Genomic DNA, 17,119 nt, shown 5'->3' with positions numbered 1-17,119 from the left:
CATCAAACGCTTTTTGATAAATAATTAGATCTTCATGAGTTTTGATGGTTTTTTGGTCTTCTTCCTTGTCCACTTTCCCTCCAGGTCTTCCAAGTCTTACCCCCATTATACCGTTAAGGTAAAAAACCTACCCTTGTGAGTAGCCCCCATCCCCCCTAGCCCCCCTTTGAAAGGGGGGTATAAAGGGGGGATAAAGGGGGGTTAGAGAGAGGCTTTGAATTCTCCCCCATGGAAAAAAGCTCCCGCATCCTCTGGTCTCTCCCGTGCAAAAAAAGCTCTCGCATCCTATGGCTTCCCCGTGCAACAGAAGCGAAGCATCCTTGGGTCTCCCCCGTGCAAAAAACGCTCTCGCATCCCCTGGTCTCCCCCGTGCAAAAAACGCTCTCGCATCCCCTGGTCTCCCCCGTGCAAAAAAAAGCGAAGCATCCGCTGGTCTCCCCCTTTTTAAGGGGGACGGAAGGGGGATCTAAAAGGGGGACGGAAGGGGGATCTAAAAGGGGGACGGAAGGGGGATCTAAAAGGGGGACGGAAGGGGGATCTAAAAGGGGGACGGGAGGGGGATCTAAAAGGGGGACGGGAGGGGGTGGGAAGAGGGCTAGGGGGTTAGGTTTGATGTTGATTTTTCCAGATGGCGTGAAAAGTCAGACAAATTGACACCCCCACCCCCAGATGTGCTACTGCACGTCTCTACATCAGCGAGGAAGTCGCAAATAACGAGTAAAATAACTCTTGTCTTGTGATCATCCTGCTTTATTTTGACCACCTGGATCACCCTGAAAACAACTCATACCCGCTGGGAAGCCGAGCTGATGCATCAGGTTCTGGCAGCTCACGACATCCCTAGTCGGATTATTGACCAGGGTATCCCGTCCTATTTTGGGGCGGGGAGTCCGGCTGCGTTGCAAGTTCGCTCCCACGATCAATGGACAGCTTTGCTATTGCTAAGTTCTCCAGACGAGGAATAAGCAGACATCTCGGATAATTATTAAGGAATTAAAACATTTCATGTCTTTATTTGACTGGTTTGCCAATCGACGAAAATCAGAACCGATTCCCCAACAACGACGGGAACGGGAGATTGCTGATGGATTATGGACAAAATGTGAGGCGTGCGCGGTTCTCACCTATACTAAAGACCTGAGAGCGAATCAAATGGTCTGCTCTGAATGTGGTCATCATATCCGGGTATATAGTGACGAACGGATTCGCCAGCTTATTGATGGGAATACCTGGATACCCCTGGATGAGCAAATTCGTCCCACTGATCCGCTAAAATTCCGCGATCGCAAATCCTATAGCGATCGCCTACAAGATTACCAAGACAAGACTCAACTCACTGACGCCGTGCAAACGGGAATCGGACAGCTTCATGGATTACCCATCGCCCTAGGCGTCATGGATTTCCGATTCATGGGCGGTAGTATGGGTTCGGTGGTGGGCGAAAAACTGACCCGCCTCATCGAACAAGCCACCCGCCAACGCTTACCTGTGGTGATTATATGCGCCTCTGGGGGGGCGAGAATGCAAGAAGGCATGTTAAGCCTGATGCAGATGGCGAAAATCTCTGGGGCGCTGGAACAGCATCGTCAAGCTAGTTTACTCTATATCCCTGTGTTAACCCATCCCACCACGGGAGGCGTTACTGCTAGTTTTGCTATGTTAGGAGACATTATTTTAGCCGAACCCAAAGCTACCATCGGTTTTGCGGGACGCCGAGTGATTGAGCAAACGCTGCGCGAAAAACTCCCCGACGACTTTCAAACCTCTGAATATCTACTCCAGTACGGCTTTGTTGATGCGATTGTTCCTCGCACTCAGTTGAAAAAGACGCTGGCGCAGCTTATTCGTCTTCATCAACCCTTCCCCACCTCACCTACTGTGGTTTCCCATTCTGAACCGATGACGTTGATGGCGAAAGGCGCTGATCATAAAACGGAGTTTTGAGGGGGAGGGTTTTGTGAGTTTTTACCTATAACCCTTTGTTTGATGTAAAAAACTTCTTGAGAGAAAGGTGTCACGAGAGTGGCATCATATTCATACTCAGTTGTCGCATCTGCCACTGTCATGATCAGTATTTTCGCCCGGTTAAGGTTACCCTAAGATTGTATGATAAAAGTATCACATTTTTGTGGTCGAATCAATGTTAGTAGGATTCAAGACAGAGTTAAAACTGAACAACAAACAGCGAACGCAGCTAGCTAAACACGCGGGTGTTGCCCGTCATGCATGGAATTGGGGGTTAGGCTTAACTAAACAGATACTCTTACACAATCGGGACAATCCAGATGACAAAATTAAGTTTCCCACTGGAATTGACCTGCACAAATGTTTGGTGGCACTGGTTAAGCCCATTTGCCCGTGGTATTACGAGGTGAGTAAATGCGCTCCCCAGTATGCACTCTCTCAGCTAGCTATTGCATGGAAGCGAGTATTTAAGAAAACGATCAAGCCACCTCGGTTCAAACGTAAAGGAAAACACGACAGCTTTACCCTGGATGGGTCAATCAAGCTTGACCACTTTCGGATAAGAGTCCCAGTCATCGGCTGGCTGAGGACTTATGAACGGTTGCCCGTCTACTTCCAGCCCAAGTCGGTGACCATATCCAGAACGGCTGACCGATGGTTTATCAGCTTCAAGCTGGAGTACGAGCAAGTATACCGCCCAAAACTCCACCCTGTAGTGGGAGTGGATTTAGGACTTAAGGCGTTAGCTGTCCTATCCACAGGCATCGTAGTAGAAGGTGCGAAAGCTTATCACAAGTATGAAAAGAAACTCTCACGCCTGCAATGGCTAAATCGCCATAAACAGATTGGTTCGGTTAACTCGAAAAGAGCCTCGAACAAGATAGCTAGACTCCATCGCCAGATAGCCAACATCCGCAAAGACACATTACACAAACTCACAACCTATCTAGCCCAAAACCACAGCCGGATAGGAATAGAGAACTTGAACGTGTCAGGGATGATGGCTAACCACAAGTTAGCTAAAGCCATCCAGGACATGGGCTGGTACGAGTTTAAGCGCCAATTAGAGTACAAATGTCAGTTGTATGGGTCAACCTTGGTTTTGGTTGACAGATGGTATCCTTCAACCAAAACCTGCTCCCAATGCCACACCGAAAAAGATTCAATGCCATTATCTGAGCGAGTGTTCCGGTGTGACAACTGTGGGTTTGAGTGTGACCGAGATTTGAACGCATCGCTCAATTTAGAACAAGCCGCCAGTTAGACGGTGTTAGCCTGTGGACTGGGAAGGTGCCGACACCACCAGAATGAAGCAGGAAGTAAACGGCAGATTTGACCAGCTACTGGTAGATTTGTATAAGTTTTACGTAACGGATAAGCTACAGGTTGAGCAATTTTCATGCATTAAAGACGAATGAGCCAAATTTTCCAAGGAGAACCCCGAATGAAACGATTGATATTGCTAGCTTTGGCAATGGTATTCTTTGTGTTTCAAATAGCGGTGAGTAGCGCCACCGCTCTGGAACTGAGTCAGGACGTTCGTACTGTTCCCGTGAATGAACAGGGTGATACTAAGGTTGTCAGCCTAGCCGAGTTCAAGACAGGTCAACGCCTGTTTATCGATAGCTGTAGTCAATGTCATCTCGGCGGCAGAACTAAGACAAACCCCAACGTCACCTTAAAGATAGAGGATCTGCAAGGGGCATTCCCCCGTCGCGATAACATCGCCGCTCTTGTAGACTACATCAAAAACCCCACAACCTACGATGGATTTACAGAGATTTATGAGTTCCACCCCAGTACTCGCAGCGCCGATATCTTCCCTGAGATGAGAAACCTCACAGAAGATGACCTTGAGGCGATCTCGGGTTATATTCTGATCCAACCAAAAGTTCAAGGTATCATGTGGGGAGGTGGTAAGGCTGTCAGCTAAGTCCGAATTTTTTTGAATGATTCATTGGAGGGTTGAAAGGAGACGATTAAAAGGTTGGAGGTAAAAACATTCACCGTTTAATTGGCTACGGATCAACCCTTCAATAAGCAAAAGCAAAAGATGAAAAACTAGAAACTAATGCTGAATAATAGGATTAAAAGCTTTCACTTTAGCCATTCATTCCGATATAAGTTTTTTTCAGTTCGCAGTCTGTTCGCTATGTTGATGGCTCTGTGTGTCGTCTTTATGGTCAGCTCACCCGCTTATGCGATCGATGACTACGTTAAACGTTTTTTAAAGGTGACTGAACCCATTGCCTTAGATGTCAATGAACAGGGACAGACAAAGGAATTCACCCCAGACGATTTGGCTGAGGGGAAAGAACTGTTTAAAGCTCATTGCATTAATTGTCATGTTGGCGGAACCACCCTACAAGATCCGAGAGTTTCCCTGGGACTGGAAACATTGGCGGGAGCTACCCCACCTCGCGATAATGTTGATGGGATTATCTCTTTTCTCCGAGAACCCATGACCTATGATGGCAGTGATCCAAGTTTTTGGTGTCGCCAAGTTCCAGATACTTGGATGCCACAGGAGCAAATTGAAAAACTAGCCGCATTTGTCCTGAGAGCCGCTCAAAAGGCTCCAGGCTGGGGAGAAAAGGCTTCATCTTAAGGTTGTGGAAGTAGAGACGTAAGGCGTGGAACGTCTGGAAGATGAGGGAGATGAGGAAGATAGGGGAGATGGGAAAGCTATGGTGATAATCGGACAAGGCAATGCCGTGCCCCTACCAAAGCTTAGGGATAATTGATTCGTAGGGGTACGATACTATCGTGCCCTGATCTCGCTTATTCCCCAGCTCCATTACTAATACGTCATAATGGGGTGTAAATTTTGAGAGTAGCGCTCAAACTTTGAGCAAATGAAAACAGCGACGCGCCCAGAGGAATTAACGGATTTAGGCAACTGCTTACAGGAGGACTTGCAGTCATACCTGCATGAGAGCATTCCTGTTCAAGTTCGGTGTCGGCGAAGTGATGAACGGTTAGCGATTTGGGTACAGCATCCCGCCGAAGCGACGCTGGATCAAGACCAGATTCTCGCGTTTTTAGAACAAACGATCCGCAGCCAATATCCATTGGTGGCTCAACAAGCAAGAGTTAACCTGCTGCGAGCTGGAGAAAAGAAACCTTACGTCTCGCGATCGCTCTTCCTAGATTTGCCTGAACCTGAACCCGAAACCACAACCCCCTCTGATGCGGATTCGGTAGAAACGAACGCCACAGAGGAGACTAACCCCCCGTCTGAAACGGAAACTCCACAAAACTCAGACTCGGACGAAACACAAGCTGAATCATCCCATCCGTGGGATCAACCGATTCCTGAGGTAAGCGATGAAGATGAAGCCGATGAGTCAAAATCAGAAAAACCCCCGTCAGTCAAGGTTAGGTTAAAATCATCTCTACTGCCGTTGGTGGTAGCGGGTGCTGGGTTGAGTTTGCTGGTTTTCTTTAGCACGCTTTATGTCCTAACTCGTCCTTGTGTCATGGGTGAATGTGCGGTTTTGCCAGAAGCGGAACAGTTAAGCCAAAAATCAACCAAAACTCTGCAAAACCCAGAATCGGGAAAAGCAGTTTTGGAAGCACAGGAACAGCTACAAGAGGCGATTCAATTGGTTGCGACGATTCCGCCTTGGTCACGTTACCACAGCCAAGCTCAACAAAAACTGCAAATCTATCAATCGCACTCGGAAACAGTGGCGGATATGGTAGAGGCGCTGAAAACAGCGGCTAGAGCCGGGTATGAGAGCCAAAACCCACCCCATCTGGAGTCGAAGTGGCGGGAGGTTCAGAACCTCTGGCGAGACGCGATCGCAAAACTGGAACAGCTCCCCACCGATAGCAATCTCCAACCCTTAGCCAAAGCCAAAATTAAGGCGTATAAGACGAATTTAGAAGAAATTAATCAGCGACTGCTCAAAGAACGGAAAGCACAGGAACATATAAAAGCAGCTCAAGAAGCAGCGCGGATGGCACAGGCGCGTCAAGGAATTGCCCAATCCTTGTCAGACTGGCAATTGGTTTATGCGACTTGGCAAGCGTCGATGCAGCGTCTCAAACAGATTCCCCAAGGGACAACCCCCTATGAGGAAGCCCAAGAGTTATTGGCGCTGTATTTACCGAAACTCGCTAATGCCCGCGATCGCAAAACGAGTGAGCAAATTGCTGCCAATGCCTATAATCAAGGCGTGCGCTTGGCTCAACTGGCAACGGATTCTCAAACGGACAAGCAATGGTCAGCCGCCCTGATTCACTGGCGGAATGCGTTAACTTATGTTAATCAGGTTCCCAAAGATACCTATTACTATACCAAGTCACAATCCCTAGTGGAACCCTATCGAGGTGCGCTCAAGCAGGCTCAAAACCAGCTTCAGTTAGCCGTTAAGATGCAACAAGCTCGTCGGGATCTCAGTCAAACCTGTTTTGGGAAACCCAGCATTTGTAGCTATACGATTGACAACAAGATGATTAAGGTTCAGTTGACACCTGCTTATGTCCAGATGGTGCAACAACGAGCGCTAAGTGCTAGAAGCCAAGGAGACTCACAGGCTCATGCGGGTATTGTGAATCATATTTTGACCTTGGGAGAAGCGTTGGAAGTGATTAGCGATAATGCCAAACTGCGAGTAGAGGTTTATACACCAGAGGGTGTGATGATCCAGGCACATAATCCAGCTCAGTAGCTAGTTCAGCGCGGCTTCAAATACCCACCAGTTCACAAGCTTGCTAAAAAGCAGCTGATATGAGCAAGTGCACCCTTCTATTCACCGCCAAATCATAGATTATGGCGGCAGACTTCTGGGCGGATTAGGTAATGTATCAAAATATTACTTTCAGTAACAAAATACAAAATAATAGAAGTTTAGCTCCCTATCAAACCTTAAGATAACTAGTAGCGTTAATAGAGATATTTAAATTGAGAACAAGAAAAAATCTATAAAAATGGCTGGGCAAGAGGTTCCGGAATTAACGAGTGATCCATAAAATTGCTCAAAAATTTTTATTTCGATTAAAAGATAAAGTTATTTTCTAGGGACTTTAAATGATACAGAAAACTCAACAGTTACAATTATCCCAATCCCCGATAAATCCCAGTCCAACGATGATGGCTCTATTTGCCATATTTACTGCCATCGTCGCTTTATCTCTTGCTGCTATATTTATCCGATTGAGTGAACGGGAACTCGGTCCGTTTGCCACAATCTTTAACCGATTCTGGATTGCCTTTTTAGTCTTATGGCTGTTGAACCAGTCGAAGGCGCGATCGCAAGGGCATGAAAAATTGTCCGGACCTCAGTCAACTTATACAGTTCGCGATTGGCTCATGTTGCTCTCGGCTGGAGTGATGTTCTGGGGTTGTTTGGCACTTTGGGCATGGTCTCTCACCCAAACAGGTGTTGCCAATTCCACAATCTTACACAACCTGACTCCCTTATTCACGACCTTAGGAGTATGGCTGATATTCGGTCAACGCTTTGACAGTCAATTCCTGATTGGTTTGATGATGGCAATGGTGGGAGCAACAGCGCTAGGACTTGATGATTTACAAGTAGCGACGGATAACTTTGCCGGGGATATTGCTGCTTTCTTATCAGCACTCTTTTCAGCCGCCAACTTAATGCTGATTGAAAAATTGCGTGCCAAGTGGGATGCCACAACCATTATTATGTGGTGCTGTTTAGTCGGATTGGTGGTAACGTTTCCCGTGGTACTGCTAACCGAAGACAGACTATTCCCGATTTCGGGTTCAGGATGGTTATCCGTTATCGGTTTAGCTATTGTCTGTCAAGTCGTCGGTCAAGGACTTCAGGCATATAGCCTCAAACGCTTGTCTTCTGGATTAGTGGGTGTGTTCCTGCTACTTGATCCGGTACTGGCAGCAATGGTGGCGTGGGTTCTGTTTTCAGAACACTTAAGCCTGTTTAACGGATTCGCGTTTGCTGTGGTTTTACTAGGCATCTATGTGGCTAAATCGAGTCAATACGCCTCTCAGGTTATGGCGAATGACTCCCAACCTGCGCTTTGTGTAGCTGCTGGGAAACAACTGCCCCACCTGCCACAAATAACGCCGTAGTTGGCTTTTTGGGTATTATCTTGGATAAGATGTCAACAGCCCCACCGTCTAGATGGATGGGGATGGAGCGAGGTGAACTACTCAGGCTTACTTCGTTGAAGCCTGAGCTTCTGATCTCACAGGGTATTGCGTCAACTTAGACTTGCGCCCAAGTTTCGGTCTCACATCCCCTCCATCAGCAGCAGTCCCAGTCCCTGAGACCGATAGGATTCTGATGCCTTCCGCTCTGATATTTGAGTAGAGCGTTACCATCTCTATCATGATGAGTACCACAGCTAGGACAAGTCCAACTCCTAACCTCTAAGGGCATCTCGTCCACCTGATAATGGCAGTTTGAGCAGAGTTTTGAACTGGGAAACCATCGGTTGATTTCTACCAATACCTTGCCCTCTTCTTCAAGCTTGTACGATAGAAAATTGACAAACATTCCCCAGCCTACATCAGAAATAGATGCAGCTAGTTTATGGTTACGAACCATGCCCTTAGTATTTAGACTTTCGACTACGATGACTTGGTTTTCGTCAACAAGCTTTCTGGACAGCTTATGCAGGTAGTCTTGACGGACATTACTAACTCGTTCGTGAACCCTAGCTACCAGTTTTCTGGCTTTATCTGTTGAATTGCTCCCCTTCTCCTTTCTGTCTAATTTTCGTTGCTTCCGCTTGAGGTTACGCTCATGCTTGGCTAAATGCCTAGGGTTAGCAAACTTAGAGGTCTTGACCCCATCATTGACAATCGCAAAGTCCTTCAATCCTAAGTCAATCCCAGCTACTTTGCCATCGGTGCTAACAGGTGGGCTATCCTCTTGTGTCTCGGTCAAGACGGATGCAAAATACTTTCCCGATGGGGTCATGCTCACCGTTACCGTCTTGATTGTTCCTTCAATGGGTCGGTGTATTTTAGCTTTGACTTTTGCCACGCGACCCGGAAATTTGAGGCAACCATCTACAACTGTTACTGACTGGGGATACTGAATGGACTGCTTATTTCTTTTTGCCTTAAACCTAGGGTATCTAGCCCTACCCTCAAAAAAGTTCTTATAGGCAGTCACTAGGTTGAGTGTAGTAGCTTGTAATACCTGAGAGTAGCATTCAGACAACCATTCGGTTTCCTCCTGTTTCTTGAGCTTAGGCAAAAATGCGTTTAATGCTGAACGTGTCAAGCCTTTACCCGTCGCCTTGTAAGTTTCAATGCACAAATTGAGTGCATAATTCCACCACCAGCGACTACAGCCAAAGTGTTGAGCTAGTATCACTTGTTGTTCCGTTGTCGGATATAGTCTAACTTTGACGGCTTGATGTCGCATCGCTTTCACCTCCTTTTCCCTTCTCTTACCACTATATACTATTTAGGGTAAGCTGAGCCGGAAGATGGGAAATTGAGGCACGAAATTTCCCGGTGTCCATCCTCACCCTACTATCGTTGAGAGTGAGGACTTCCGCGACATTGTTAAGTTAAAATTAGTATAAACATTAGTTACAAGGATTAAAGTTCTATGACGCCCTCATTAGCCAACTTTTTATGGAGTCTCCTTTTGGGTGGGGTGATTGTGGTTGTTCCCGCCACCATTGCCCTAATCTTTATCAGCCAGAAGGATAAAATCCAACGCTCTTAAGCTTGGGAGCGTCATTTGTCAAACCCTCGTCAAGGAACAGGGTAGCCTCGTCGCTACCCTGTTGTCTCTATCTAGAGAACTTTCTAAGACGGTGTAGTACTTATCCGAGCCGTATTGGATACTATCCCAACTGAGTAAACAAATTTTGGCATAGTAACGTTAAGGTAGAGATTTATTGGCAAAACTCGCTACTATGAGCATGTAAGCCTGGTCAGCTTCACCGCGTAAGCGTGAATTTAAAGAGCCGCACAAAATCTTGGAATAGCTTCTCTACGGGTGGTCAGCCCGAAAGTTATGCCTGTCCCTGAATCAACAGGGAATCCCAAAAGGAAGGAGATATCGCTGCCGCCATAGCGGGGAGCCTAGGAACCGAACTAGAAAGGAAGAATAGGTGAAGCCCTTCACTTTTCAATGACCTTTCTGGGAAATCCCCTACTATACCGCTCGATTGGCTAGTGGGTGGAGGATGTCAAAGAACTGACTTAGGAGAGCAGGAATGGTAAATTTTGGGCTGAACTCAGCCAGTATTCTGGGTATTTTCTTGGCAGTTGCCGGAGCAGGGCTTTATTTCCTGCGCTCAGTACGTCCGGAATTAGCACGAGATCATGATATATTTTTCGCCGCTGTCGGACTCTTATGCGGCTTTATTCTGTTATTCCAGGGATGGCGACTTGATCCCATTCTCCAGTTTGGTCAGTTTCTGCTGACGGGTTCTGCCATTTTCTTTGCGGTTGAAACCATTCGTCTGCGGGGTATCACCACTGAACAAGCCAAGCGCAATACAAAAATTGTGGATGAAGAACGCCCAGTGAGCAATGTTTATCGCCAGGTGGCTGAGTTAGATGAACTAGAACCAATGGAAGATGAAGATCCCTACATTGGTCGTCGCCTCCGGGGAACAGCCGATTCTCGTTATAACCGCAGCGACAGGTACGAAGCCGAGGTTCGCCGTCCTAAAAGTCGCAGCGTCTCCGATGATTTCCCTCCAGAAGAACGCTCCCGTAAACGCCGTCCACGTCCTGCAACTCGTGCCTCAAGACCACCTGCGGAACGATGGGAAGCTGATGTAGAGAATGACTGGGACGATAAACCGACTCCCACTCGTCGTCCTCGCCCTTCGCGTCCACCGAGTCGCAACCCTGAACCCGACATAGAATCTCCACCCAGAAGACGTCGTCCTCCCCAAGAATCAGCTTCATCCGTGGCGGCACAGGAGGTAGAAACGCCTCCAAGTGATTATGTGGATTATAAACCCATTGATCCCTTGGAGGACGATGATGAAGATGATTACGTACCTAAAGGTTCAGAATACTAAATTCAATTAGGTGTGCCACGTTAGTGGAGTTGGGTTACTGACGTTCCTTAGGTCGCTATCGCGCAAGCGTCACGCCTACGTTCCAAGAACCCAACCTACTAATTATCATGCTTCCTAGTTTGAATGGTACTGACTGGCTTGCTGGTGGGCAATGCCCACCCTACGGTATATTAAGGAATTCGGCGACCCCAAAAGGCAGAAGGCGAGCGTGCCATTCTTCCTAGCCTAATTGCTAGCTAACGCCGCATTTAATAAAATAGCCAGGACAGAGCGAATTGCCCGCAGTTCTTCCGGTGGTTCCCGTAAAAACTCGAAACTACTGGCATTAATTAAAGCATTGTAGGCTTCAACAACAGCCGCAAACTGAGCGGCATTAACGTCACCACCTGCGGTCAATCCGGATAGGCTAGTGGCGAGATTCTGGGCAAGGGTTGGATTTGCCCCAGCATTCACGAGGGCGTTTTGAATTTGACTCACCCCAGCTTCAACGTTACCTGTTCCCGTCAAAACTGAGACCAAGTTTTCCAGGACGAATCCGGGAATAGGAGACGTGTCATTCCCCACACTTGGCAAATTTCGTTGGGCAAGTCGTTCATTCACGATACCCGCTGCTTCAAAAACATTTGCCCTAATCTCAGATGTTTCAAACACCAAAACGAGTTCACCACCCCCACCTCGACCAAAATAATCACCCACAATATCGCTCGTGGTGATAATATTCCCCGTAACATCAGATAGGACAGGCTGAGCTTGGCTCGATGTCGTCATCGATAAAATTCCTGCCACGCCTACCATTAAACTCAGTCCGAACTGAAACGCCAAATGTCTCATTTTTCTACTCCTTAATATAACTGACTTGAGTAATGGGCATAGCGATGCTATACCCCTACGCCGATAATTGAATGTGGCTCAATCTCTACTTTTTAGAACGATAGCCCATAACCAATCCCCAAAATGAACCGAGGTTCATCACCAGCATTACCCGTCACATCAGCCACAGCCGGGGTAATCACCAGAGGAACCCCCTGAATCGGCACAATTGAAGCGCCTAAATACAAGTCTTGACCCGTCCAATCGGCGATTAACGTAACAGGTTCAACAACTTGTAGACCAATGCTACCAAAAACATTAGTCGAACCCTCTTTATCCTCAATATCATCTAATGAGCGGAAACGCCCCCCACCGAGACCAACCGAGGCAGTTAGCCGACTCAAAGGTTCACTGGAATTTTCTCGCAAACGGAAAACTTTACTGACAACCCCATAAACACTTTGGTCGCCATCAGTATTACCCCAAACAATGGCATTCTCCACACCAATTGCCACAGCGAGATCATCACCAATTAAGCGGTGAAGCTTGAAACTAACTCCGCCATCTTCAAAGGTATCGCCAAATAAGTCATAAATTGAAACAGCGGTTTCTAGGGCAACAATTCTCCTAGCATCACCGACGCCAAAACCGACAACAACAGCACCATCGTCTTCATTGAAAAACCGTACTTGCTCTTGATAGGTAGCACCTAAAAATATATCCCCCGTTTGAGCGCCAAACGCTGTAGGGCTATTAATACTAGAACCGCCAACCACAATCCGGCGTAGTCGTTCCTCCACAGGCGGTGCGGGAAGGAGATACTGCCGTCGCAAGGCAGCAACTTGTTCCGGTGTCGGTGTTGGGGGTTCTTGGGCAATGGGTTCGTACCCCACAATGTAACGGCTCGCTACAGTGGAAGGCGGGAGTTGGGGTAATTGACCTTGACTGACTAATGCTTGGTAGATAAAGGCGGCTACATCGGCACGAGTGGCAGTCTGATTCGGATTCAAGAACGCCACATTGGGGTAATTCACCACCATCTGGTTCACTGTGGCGGCGGCAATGCTATTCTGCGCCCAGCCAGGAATTTGAGCGGCATCCTGAAAGATTTGATTTAATATGGCTACAGGTTGAGTGGGAGCCGATAAATCCAACCCACTGACTAATGCCACTAGCACTTGCACACGGGGGATATTTTGATCGGGAAGAAATATATTATTAGGATATCCTTCCAAGAATCCCATACGATACGCTTCTTGAATGGCATCCAATGCCCAGAAATTAGCCCGGATATCCGCAAACTGAGTTCCTGGACGTTCCAGGGGTTGGTCAAACGCCTGACGAATCATCGCCGCAAACTGAGCGCGGGTGACTGGGGCATTTGGTCTAAATGTCCCATCGGGAAATCCTTGGATGATTCCCCGTGCGGCTAGGGCTTCGATAAAGGCTTGCGCCCAATTGCCTTGAATATCTGGAAAAGTTGTGGCTTGCACGATTTGCACCCCACGACTAGGCGGCGATTTCGGTGCAACTTGGGCAGGTTGAGTTGTATTTGGGGCAGAGTTTTGGGGGCGCAGGGCATCAGCACCCAGCATGTTATTTAGGAGTGATTCTCCTAGTGAGCCTTTTTGATTAGTTTGTGGGTTAGTTTGGGCTTGGGCAATATTCTGAGGACTGGCTATGTTGGCTGCTACACTAAGTAACGTGCTGCCCAACACTGAACCAAGAACCTGATACCCCCAATGGTGCATAGTTTTGCCAATTGGCTCGAAACAACCCTTAAACCTATATCTCCTCATCACTTTTGCTATGCTCCCGAAGCTCTCGTTGTTACCTCAAAGGTACATGAGTTTTGCCGATTCATGCCTTAATTTATCTAAAAAATTGGCGTGGATACTTCTGTTATAGCCCGACCGGGTTTAACGGGATTTTCCAGACATTTACACAATAGTTGTTAAAATGTCAAGCATTATCTAACGGGCTTACCAATTTTGCTTTTATATCGTGGGACACCTTCAGGCTTATTAAATGTTAATTTAACAATAATAGCTGGCTTCGGCTAAAATGACACGGAGGTTTGAGTAAAGGGCGAACCGACTAATTGAATGGATACAGTTGTTGATTTTTGCCAGGGGGTCGCTCCTACAGGAGGACAAAAGGTTATATGCTCCCCTGTTGCCTAACTGGAAATGGTTTTAGCTTTGATAGAGATGGGCAGCTCAATCCGAAACTCTGTATCTGTACCGGGTTCTGATAGACATTGGATTGAACCTTTGTGTTGTCCGACAATAATTTGGTAACTAATTGCTAGTCCTAAGCCAGTACCCGTACCAATGGGTTTAGTGGTGAAAAAGGGATCAAATATGCGATCTTTAATATCTGAGGGGATATGAGACCCGTTATTGGCAATGCGAATAACCACACGCTCGTTCTCTAATTGTTCCGTCCGGAGAATAATCCGAGGGGGTATTGTACGAGTTTCTTCTCTGATGGCATCAATGGCGTTGTTAATAATATTCAGAAACACTTGATTTAACTGACAGACATAACATTCGACTAAGGGTAAGTTTCCGTAGTCTTTGACGACTTCGATATCTAGTTCTGGAGATTGTAAGCGATAGTGCAACATTAATAATGTGTTGTCAAGTTCCTGATGAATATCAACCGTTTGCAAGCCAGAACGGTTTTGCTGGGAAAACTCTTGCAGAGAAAGAACCATTTTATGAATGCGTTGGGTTCCTCGACGCATCGATGATAAAACTTTCGGCAAATCATCAATGAGAAAGTTCAGATCAATGGTTTCAATTTTGTCAATAACATCCGGGGGAGGATTCGGTGTGATTCCTTGGTAGAGATTGAGGAGTTCAATGAGGTCTTGGGTGTAGCGTTCAACGTAACTGATGTTACTGTAGATAAATGTAACGGGGTTATTGAGTTCATGAGCTAAGCCGGCGACAAGCTGCCATAAGCTTGCCATTTTTTCCGTTTGCACCCATTGTGCCTGAGTTTGTTGCAACTGTCGCAGGGCTTGACTTAACTGTTGGGTTAATTGACGCGATCGCAGCCCCGCCCTAACCCGCGCTAATAACTCTTCGACATCAATGGGTTTGGAGATAAACTCATCAGCACCAGCATCCAAGCCTTGAACGCGATCGGTAATTTGATCACGCATGGTGAGTAAAATTATAAACGTGGTTGCCAATTCCGGATCAGCTTTCACTTGCCGACAGACTTCTAGTCCATCTAGGCGCGGCATAATCCAATCACATATAATCAAATCCGGATGGAGTGATTTGACATAGCGTAGGGCTTCTTCTCCATTTTGGGCGATCGCGACTTCGTGACGTTGACTGGTGAGTAGATTTCTCAGCACAAGCTGAACCGTCAAATCGTCATCAACCACTAAAATTTTCGCCATAGCCGATTAACCGCAATGCTTTATTCGGGGAGTTGGTTAGAAATATAAGATTGTACCCCTAACTCCTGGCTTTCTAATGCAACAAGCAGATCGGTAGCACTGGAAAACTTCTCAGCTTTTGCCTGACGCTCCAATTCAGTCGCGATCGCCCTAAGTGAGGAAACGCCCACATTAGCCGCAGCTCCTTTGATCTGATGGGCGCATCGTGCAACAGTGAGATAATCATTGGCGGCTTCTGCTTGCTGAATCGCTTCTAGGTTAACGTGAATGACCTGCAGTAGGGCGACGAGCAGTTCGCGTTTTAACTCGACTTCGCCTAGACTCACTTCCTCTAAGCGATCAAAGTCGATTTCTATACTGTTGGTGGGATTGATAGGTGAAAAATCCGACTCAGACAAAAAGCTTCAATTCCGATTTTTTATTGGGCAATAGTTATAACCTTACCATGAATGCGATCGGGGGTTGGAAGCTGTAACCTAATTTCTCATCAAATCTACTCATCCCTGTTCATCCTTGAGGAGGGATGAGTAAAGCTGATCAACAAACTCCCTGAACCGCTCCTGCCAGTTGGGGATAGCTTTCAGTTTTTCCTTCTGTCCCTCATATCCCCGGAAGGCGATTACTTGCTTGTCCAAAGGCTTCTTTAACTGTTTTTTTGCCCCTAACTTATGTCCTTTCTGAAAAGGCATTGTCAATGGTGTATGTATCTGTTAACGTATATATTATACCTCAAGCTGCCAACCAATGCTTCTAGGATTCAAGACGGAATTAAAAGTCAACAATAAGCAGCGAACCGCATTAGCCAAACACGCTGGTGTTGCTAGACATTCATGGAATTGGGGGCTAGGTTTGACCAAACAGATACTTGACCATAATCAGGATAACCCAGAAGACAGGATTAAATTTCCAACTGGGATTGACTTGCACAAGTGGCTAGTGGCACTGGTTAAACCCATCTGTCCCTGGTATTATGAGGTAAGCAAATGCGCTCCCCAGTATGCACTTAGACAATTAGCTCAAGCCTGGAAGGATGCTTTCAACAAGAGCAAGAAACCACCTCGGTTTAAGCGCAAGGGAAAGCACGACAGTTTCACTTTAGATGGATCAATCAAGCTTGACCACTTCAAGATTAGAGTTCCGGTCATTGGTTGGCTGAGGACTTATGAGCGGCTACCCGTTCGGTTTCAGCCCAAGTCTGTTACCGTATCCAGATCGGCTGACCGATGGTTCATCAGTTTTAAGCTGGAATATGAGTTAATCAACCGCCCCAAACCTTACCCTGTAGTTGGAGTCGATTTAGGCATAAAAGCGTTGGCAGTCTTATCTACGGGGATTGTGGTAGAAGGCGCTAAGAGCTATCGCAAGTACTCCAAAAAACTCTCACGGTTGCAGTGGCTAAATCGTCACAAACAAATTGGTTCCTCTAACTGGAGAAAAGCTCAAGTCAAGATAGCCCGTTTGCACCGGAAAATAGCCAATATCAGAAAAGACACGTTACACAAGCTCACATCTTATTTAGCCCAAAACCACCGCCGAATAGGAATAGAGAATCTTAATGTGTCCGGTATGATGGCTAATCACAAACTAGCTAAAGCCATTCAGGATATGGGTTTTTTTGAATTCAAGCGCCAGTTAGAGTACAAGTGCCAATTGTACGGGTCAACATTGGTTGAAGTAGACCGATGGTATCCCTCAACCAAAACCTGCTCAAGATGCCACGCCGTAAAAGATGAAATGCCCCTATCTGAGCGGGTCTTCCAGTGTGACAACTGCGGGTTAGAAATTGACCGAGAGTGCGATTCGTTCAGTCTAAACCTGGCAACAGGGGGACGACTGGCATCTGTTGAGTAACCATAAGGGTTGAGAAAGCACTTTAATCCTCAGCAGATGACAACTTAATAGTCATGTAGGTGAGGGGAAGTATCCTAG

15 protein-coding genes and 1 pseudogene are annotated in these 17,119 nt (G+C 46.8%); 10 read left to right on the top strand and 6 right to left on the bottom strand.

What is annotated here, in order from left to right; genetic code table 11:
- Positions 1–755: 755 nt before the first annotated feature.
- From RIM23_RS12750 to RIM23_RS12720, 7 genes are all read left to right on the top strand, one after another.
- Positions 756–965, top strand: a complete 210-nt coding sequence (locus RIM23_RS12750) for a hypothetical protein (RefSeq protein ID WP_446367597.1) — start codon at positions 756–758, stop codon at positions 963–965.
- A gap of 40 nt (positions 966–1,005) precedes the next feature.
- The gene (accD, locus tag RIM23_RS12745) at positions 1,006–1,944 is read left to right on the top strand and encodes an acetyl-CoA carboxylase, carboxyltransferase subunit beta (RefSeq protein WP_446367593.1); all 939 of its coding nucleotides are present in this window, start codon (positions 1,006–1,008) and stop codon (positions 1,942–1,944) included.
- Between the two features lie 196 nt (positions 1,945–2,140).
- Positions 2,141–3,229 (top strand): RNA-guided endonuclease InsQ/TnpB family protein, encoded by a 1,089-nt coding sequence (locus tag RIM23_RS12740; protein WP_446367595.1) that lies wholly within the window; start codon positions 2,141–2,143, stop codon positions 3,227–3,229.
- 180 nt (positions 3,230–3,409) lie between these two features.
- Positions 3,410–3,898 carry a photosystem II cytochrome c-550 gene (gene psbV / locus RIM23_RS12735; RefSeq protein ID WP_446367591.1) on the top strand — a complete coding sequence of 163 codons (489 nt, stop codon included), beginning with the start codon at positions 3,410–3,412 and terminating at the stop codon, positions 3,896–3,898.
- Positions 3,899–4,036: 138 nt separating this feature from the next.
- A complete protein-coding gene (gene psbV2, locus RIM23_RS12730) occupies positions 4,037–4,573 on the top strand; it encodes a photosystem II cytochrome PsbV2 (RefSeq protein ID WP_446367589.1) in 537 nt (178 codons plus the stop codon).
- Between the two features lie 247 nt (positions 4,574–4,820).
- The gene (locus tag RIM23_RS12725; protein ID WP_446367588.1) at positions 4,821–6,641 is read left to right on the top strand and encodes a hypothetical protein; all 1,821 of its coding nucleotides are present in this window, start codon (positions 4,821–4,823) and stop codon (positions 6,639–6,641) included.
- 359 nt (positions 6,642–7,000) lie between these two features.
- Entirely contained in the window at positions 7,001–8,032 is a 1,032-nt protein-coding gene (locus tag RIM23_RS12720; protein WP_446367586.1) for a DMT family transporter, read from the top strand.
- An 87-nt stretch (positions 8,033–8,119) separates the two neighbouring features.
- On the opposite strand, the pseudogene RIM23_RS12715 reads toward RIM23_RS12720, so the two are convergent.
- Positions 8,120–9,338, bottom strand: a pseudogene (locus RIM23_RS12715) (RNA-guided endonuclease InsQ/TnpB family protein).
- Between the two features lie 189 nt (positions 9,339–9,527).
- On the opposite strand from RIM23_RS12715, the gene psbX reads away from it, so the two are divergent.
- Positions 9,528–9,647, top strand: a complete 120-nt coding sequence (psbX, locus tag RIM23_RS12710; protein WP_446337189.1) for a photosystem II reaction center protein PsbX — start codon at positions 9,528–9,530, stop codon at positions 9,645–9,647.
- Between the two features lie 496 nt (positions 9,648–10,143).
- Positions 10,144–10,962 carry a Ycf66 family protein gene (locus tag RIM23_RS12705; protein ID WP_446367584.1) on the top strand — a complete coding sequence of 273 codons (819 nt, stop codon included), beginning with the start codon at positions 10,144–10,146 and terminating at the stop codon, positions 10,960–10,962.
- Positions 10,963–11,187: 225 nt separating this feature from the next.
- On the opposite strand, the gene RIM23_RS12700 is transcribed toward RIM23_RS12705, so the two are convergent.
- The 5 genes from RIM23_RS12700 to RIM23_RS12680 all read right to left on the bottom strand — a co-directional run bounded on the left by RIM23_RS12700 (position 11,188) and on the right by RIM23_RS12680 (position 15,879).
- Positions 11,188–11,793 carry a hypothetical protein gene (locus RIM23_RS12700; protein WP_446367582.1) on the bottom strand — a complete coding sequence of 202 codons (606 nt, stop codon included), beginning with the start codon at positions 11,791–11,793 and terminating at the stop codon, positions 11,188–11,190.
- Between the two features lie 92 nt (positions 11,794–11,885).
- A complete protein-coding gene (locus RIM23_RS12695; RefSeq protein WP_446367580.1) occupies positions 11,886–13,523 on the bottom strand; it encodes an S-layer homology domain-containing protein in 1,638 nt (545 codons plus the stop codon).
- A 428-nt stretch (positions 13,524–13,951) separates the two neighbouring features.
- Entirely contained in the window at positions 13,952–15,190 is a 1,239-nt protein-coding gene (locus RIM23_RS12690) for a sensor histidine kinase (protein ID WP_446367578.1), read from the bottom strand.
- 20 nt (positions 15,191–15,210) lie between these two features.
- Positions 15,211–15,588, bottom strand: coding sequence for an Hpt domain-containing protein (locus tag RIM23_RS12685; RefSeq protein ID WP_446367576.1), 378 nt, complete (start codon positions 15,586–15,588; stop codon positions 15,211–15,213).
- Positions 15,589–15,687: 99 nt separating this feature from the next.
- Entirely contained in the window at positions 15,688–15,879 is a 192-nt protein-coding gene (locus RIM23_RS12680) for a hypothetical protein (RefSeq protein WP_446367574.1), read from the bottom strand.
- Positions 15,880–15,934: 55 nt separating this feature from the next.
- On the opposite strand from RIM23_RS12680, the gene RIM23_RS12675 reads away from it, so the two are divergent.
- Complete coding sequence (locus RIM23_RS12675; RefSeq protein WP_446367572.1) at positions 15,935–17,041, top strand: RNA-guided endonuclease InsQ/TnpB family protein; 1,107 nt, start codon at positions 15,935–15,937, stop codon at positions 17,039–17,041.
- Positions 17,042–17,119 lie beyond the last annotated feature (78 nt).

Source organism: Coleofasciculus sp. G3-WIS-01 (assembly GCF_040223135.1).
In the GTDB taxonomy this organism is placed as follows: Bacteria; Cyanobacteriota; Cyanobacteriia; order Cyanobacteriales; family Coleofasciculaceae; genus Coleofasciculus.
Note: the sequence above shows the minus strand (reverse complement) of the source record. Positions and strands in the feature narration are given on the sequence as shown.

Bases quoted from the DNA above. Each gene is read 5' to 3' on its own strand.
- RIM23_RS12690 (WP_446367578.1), bottom strand. From the start codon at position 15,190: ATGGCGAAAATTTTAGTGGTTGATGACGATTTGACGGTTCAGCTTGTG.
- psbV2 (WP_446367589.1), top strand. From the start codon at position 4,037: ATGCTGAATAATAGGATTAAAAGCTTTCACTTTAGCCATTCATTCCGA.
- RIM23_RS12705 (WP_446367584.1), top strand. From the start codon at position 10,144: ATGGTAAATTTTGGGCTGAACTCAGCCAGTATTCTGGGTATTTTCTTG.
- RIM23_RS12720 (WP_446367586.1), top strand. From the start codon at position 7,001: ATGATACAGAAAACTCAACAGTTACAATTATCCCAATCCCCGATAAAT.
- RIM23_RS12675 (WP_446367572.1), top strand. From the start codon at position 15,935: ATGCTTCTAGGATTCAAGACGGAATTAAAAGTCAACAATAAGCAGCGA.
- RIM23_RS12680 (WP_446367574.1), bottom strand. From the start codon at position 15,879: ATGCCTTTTCAGAAAGGACATAAGTTAGGGGCAAAAAAACAGTTAAAG.
- RIM23_RS12725 (WP_446367588.1), top strand. From the start codon at position 4,821: ATGAAAACAGCGACGCGCCCAGAGGAATTAACGGATTTAGGCAACTGC.
- RIM23_RS12700 (WP_446367582.1), bottom strand. From the start codon at position 11,793: ATGAGACATTTGGCGTTTCAGTTCGGACTGAGTTTAATGGTAGGCGTG.
- accD (WP_446367593.1), top strand. From the start codon at position 1,006: ATGTCTTTATTTGACTGGTTTGCCAATCGACGAAAATCAGAACCGATT.
- RIM23_RS12740 (WP_446367595.1), top strand. From the start codon at position 2,141: ATGTTAGTAGGATTCAAGACAGAGTTAAAACTGAACAACAAACAGCGA.
- RIM23_RS12695 (WP_446367580.1), bottom strand. From the start codon at position 13,523: ATGCACCATTGGGGGTATCAGGTTCTTGGTTCAGTGTTGGGCAGCACG.
- psbV (WP_446367591.1), top strand. From the start codon at position 3,410: ATGAAACGATTGATATTGCTAGCTTTGGCAATGGTATTCTTTGTGTTT.
- psbX (WP_446337189.1), top strand. From the start codon at position 9,528: ATGACGCCCTCATTAGCCAACTTTTTATGGAGTCTCCTTTTGGGTGGG.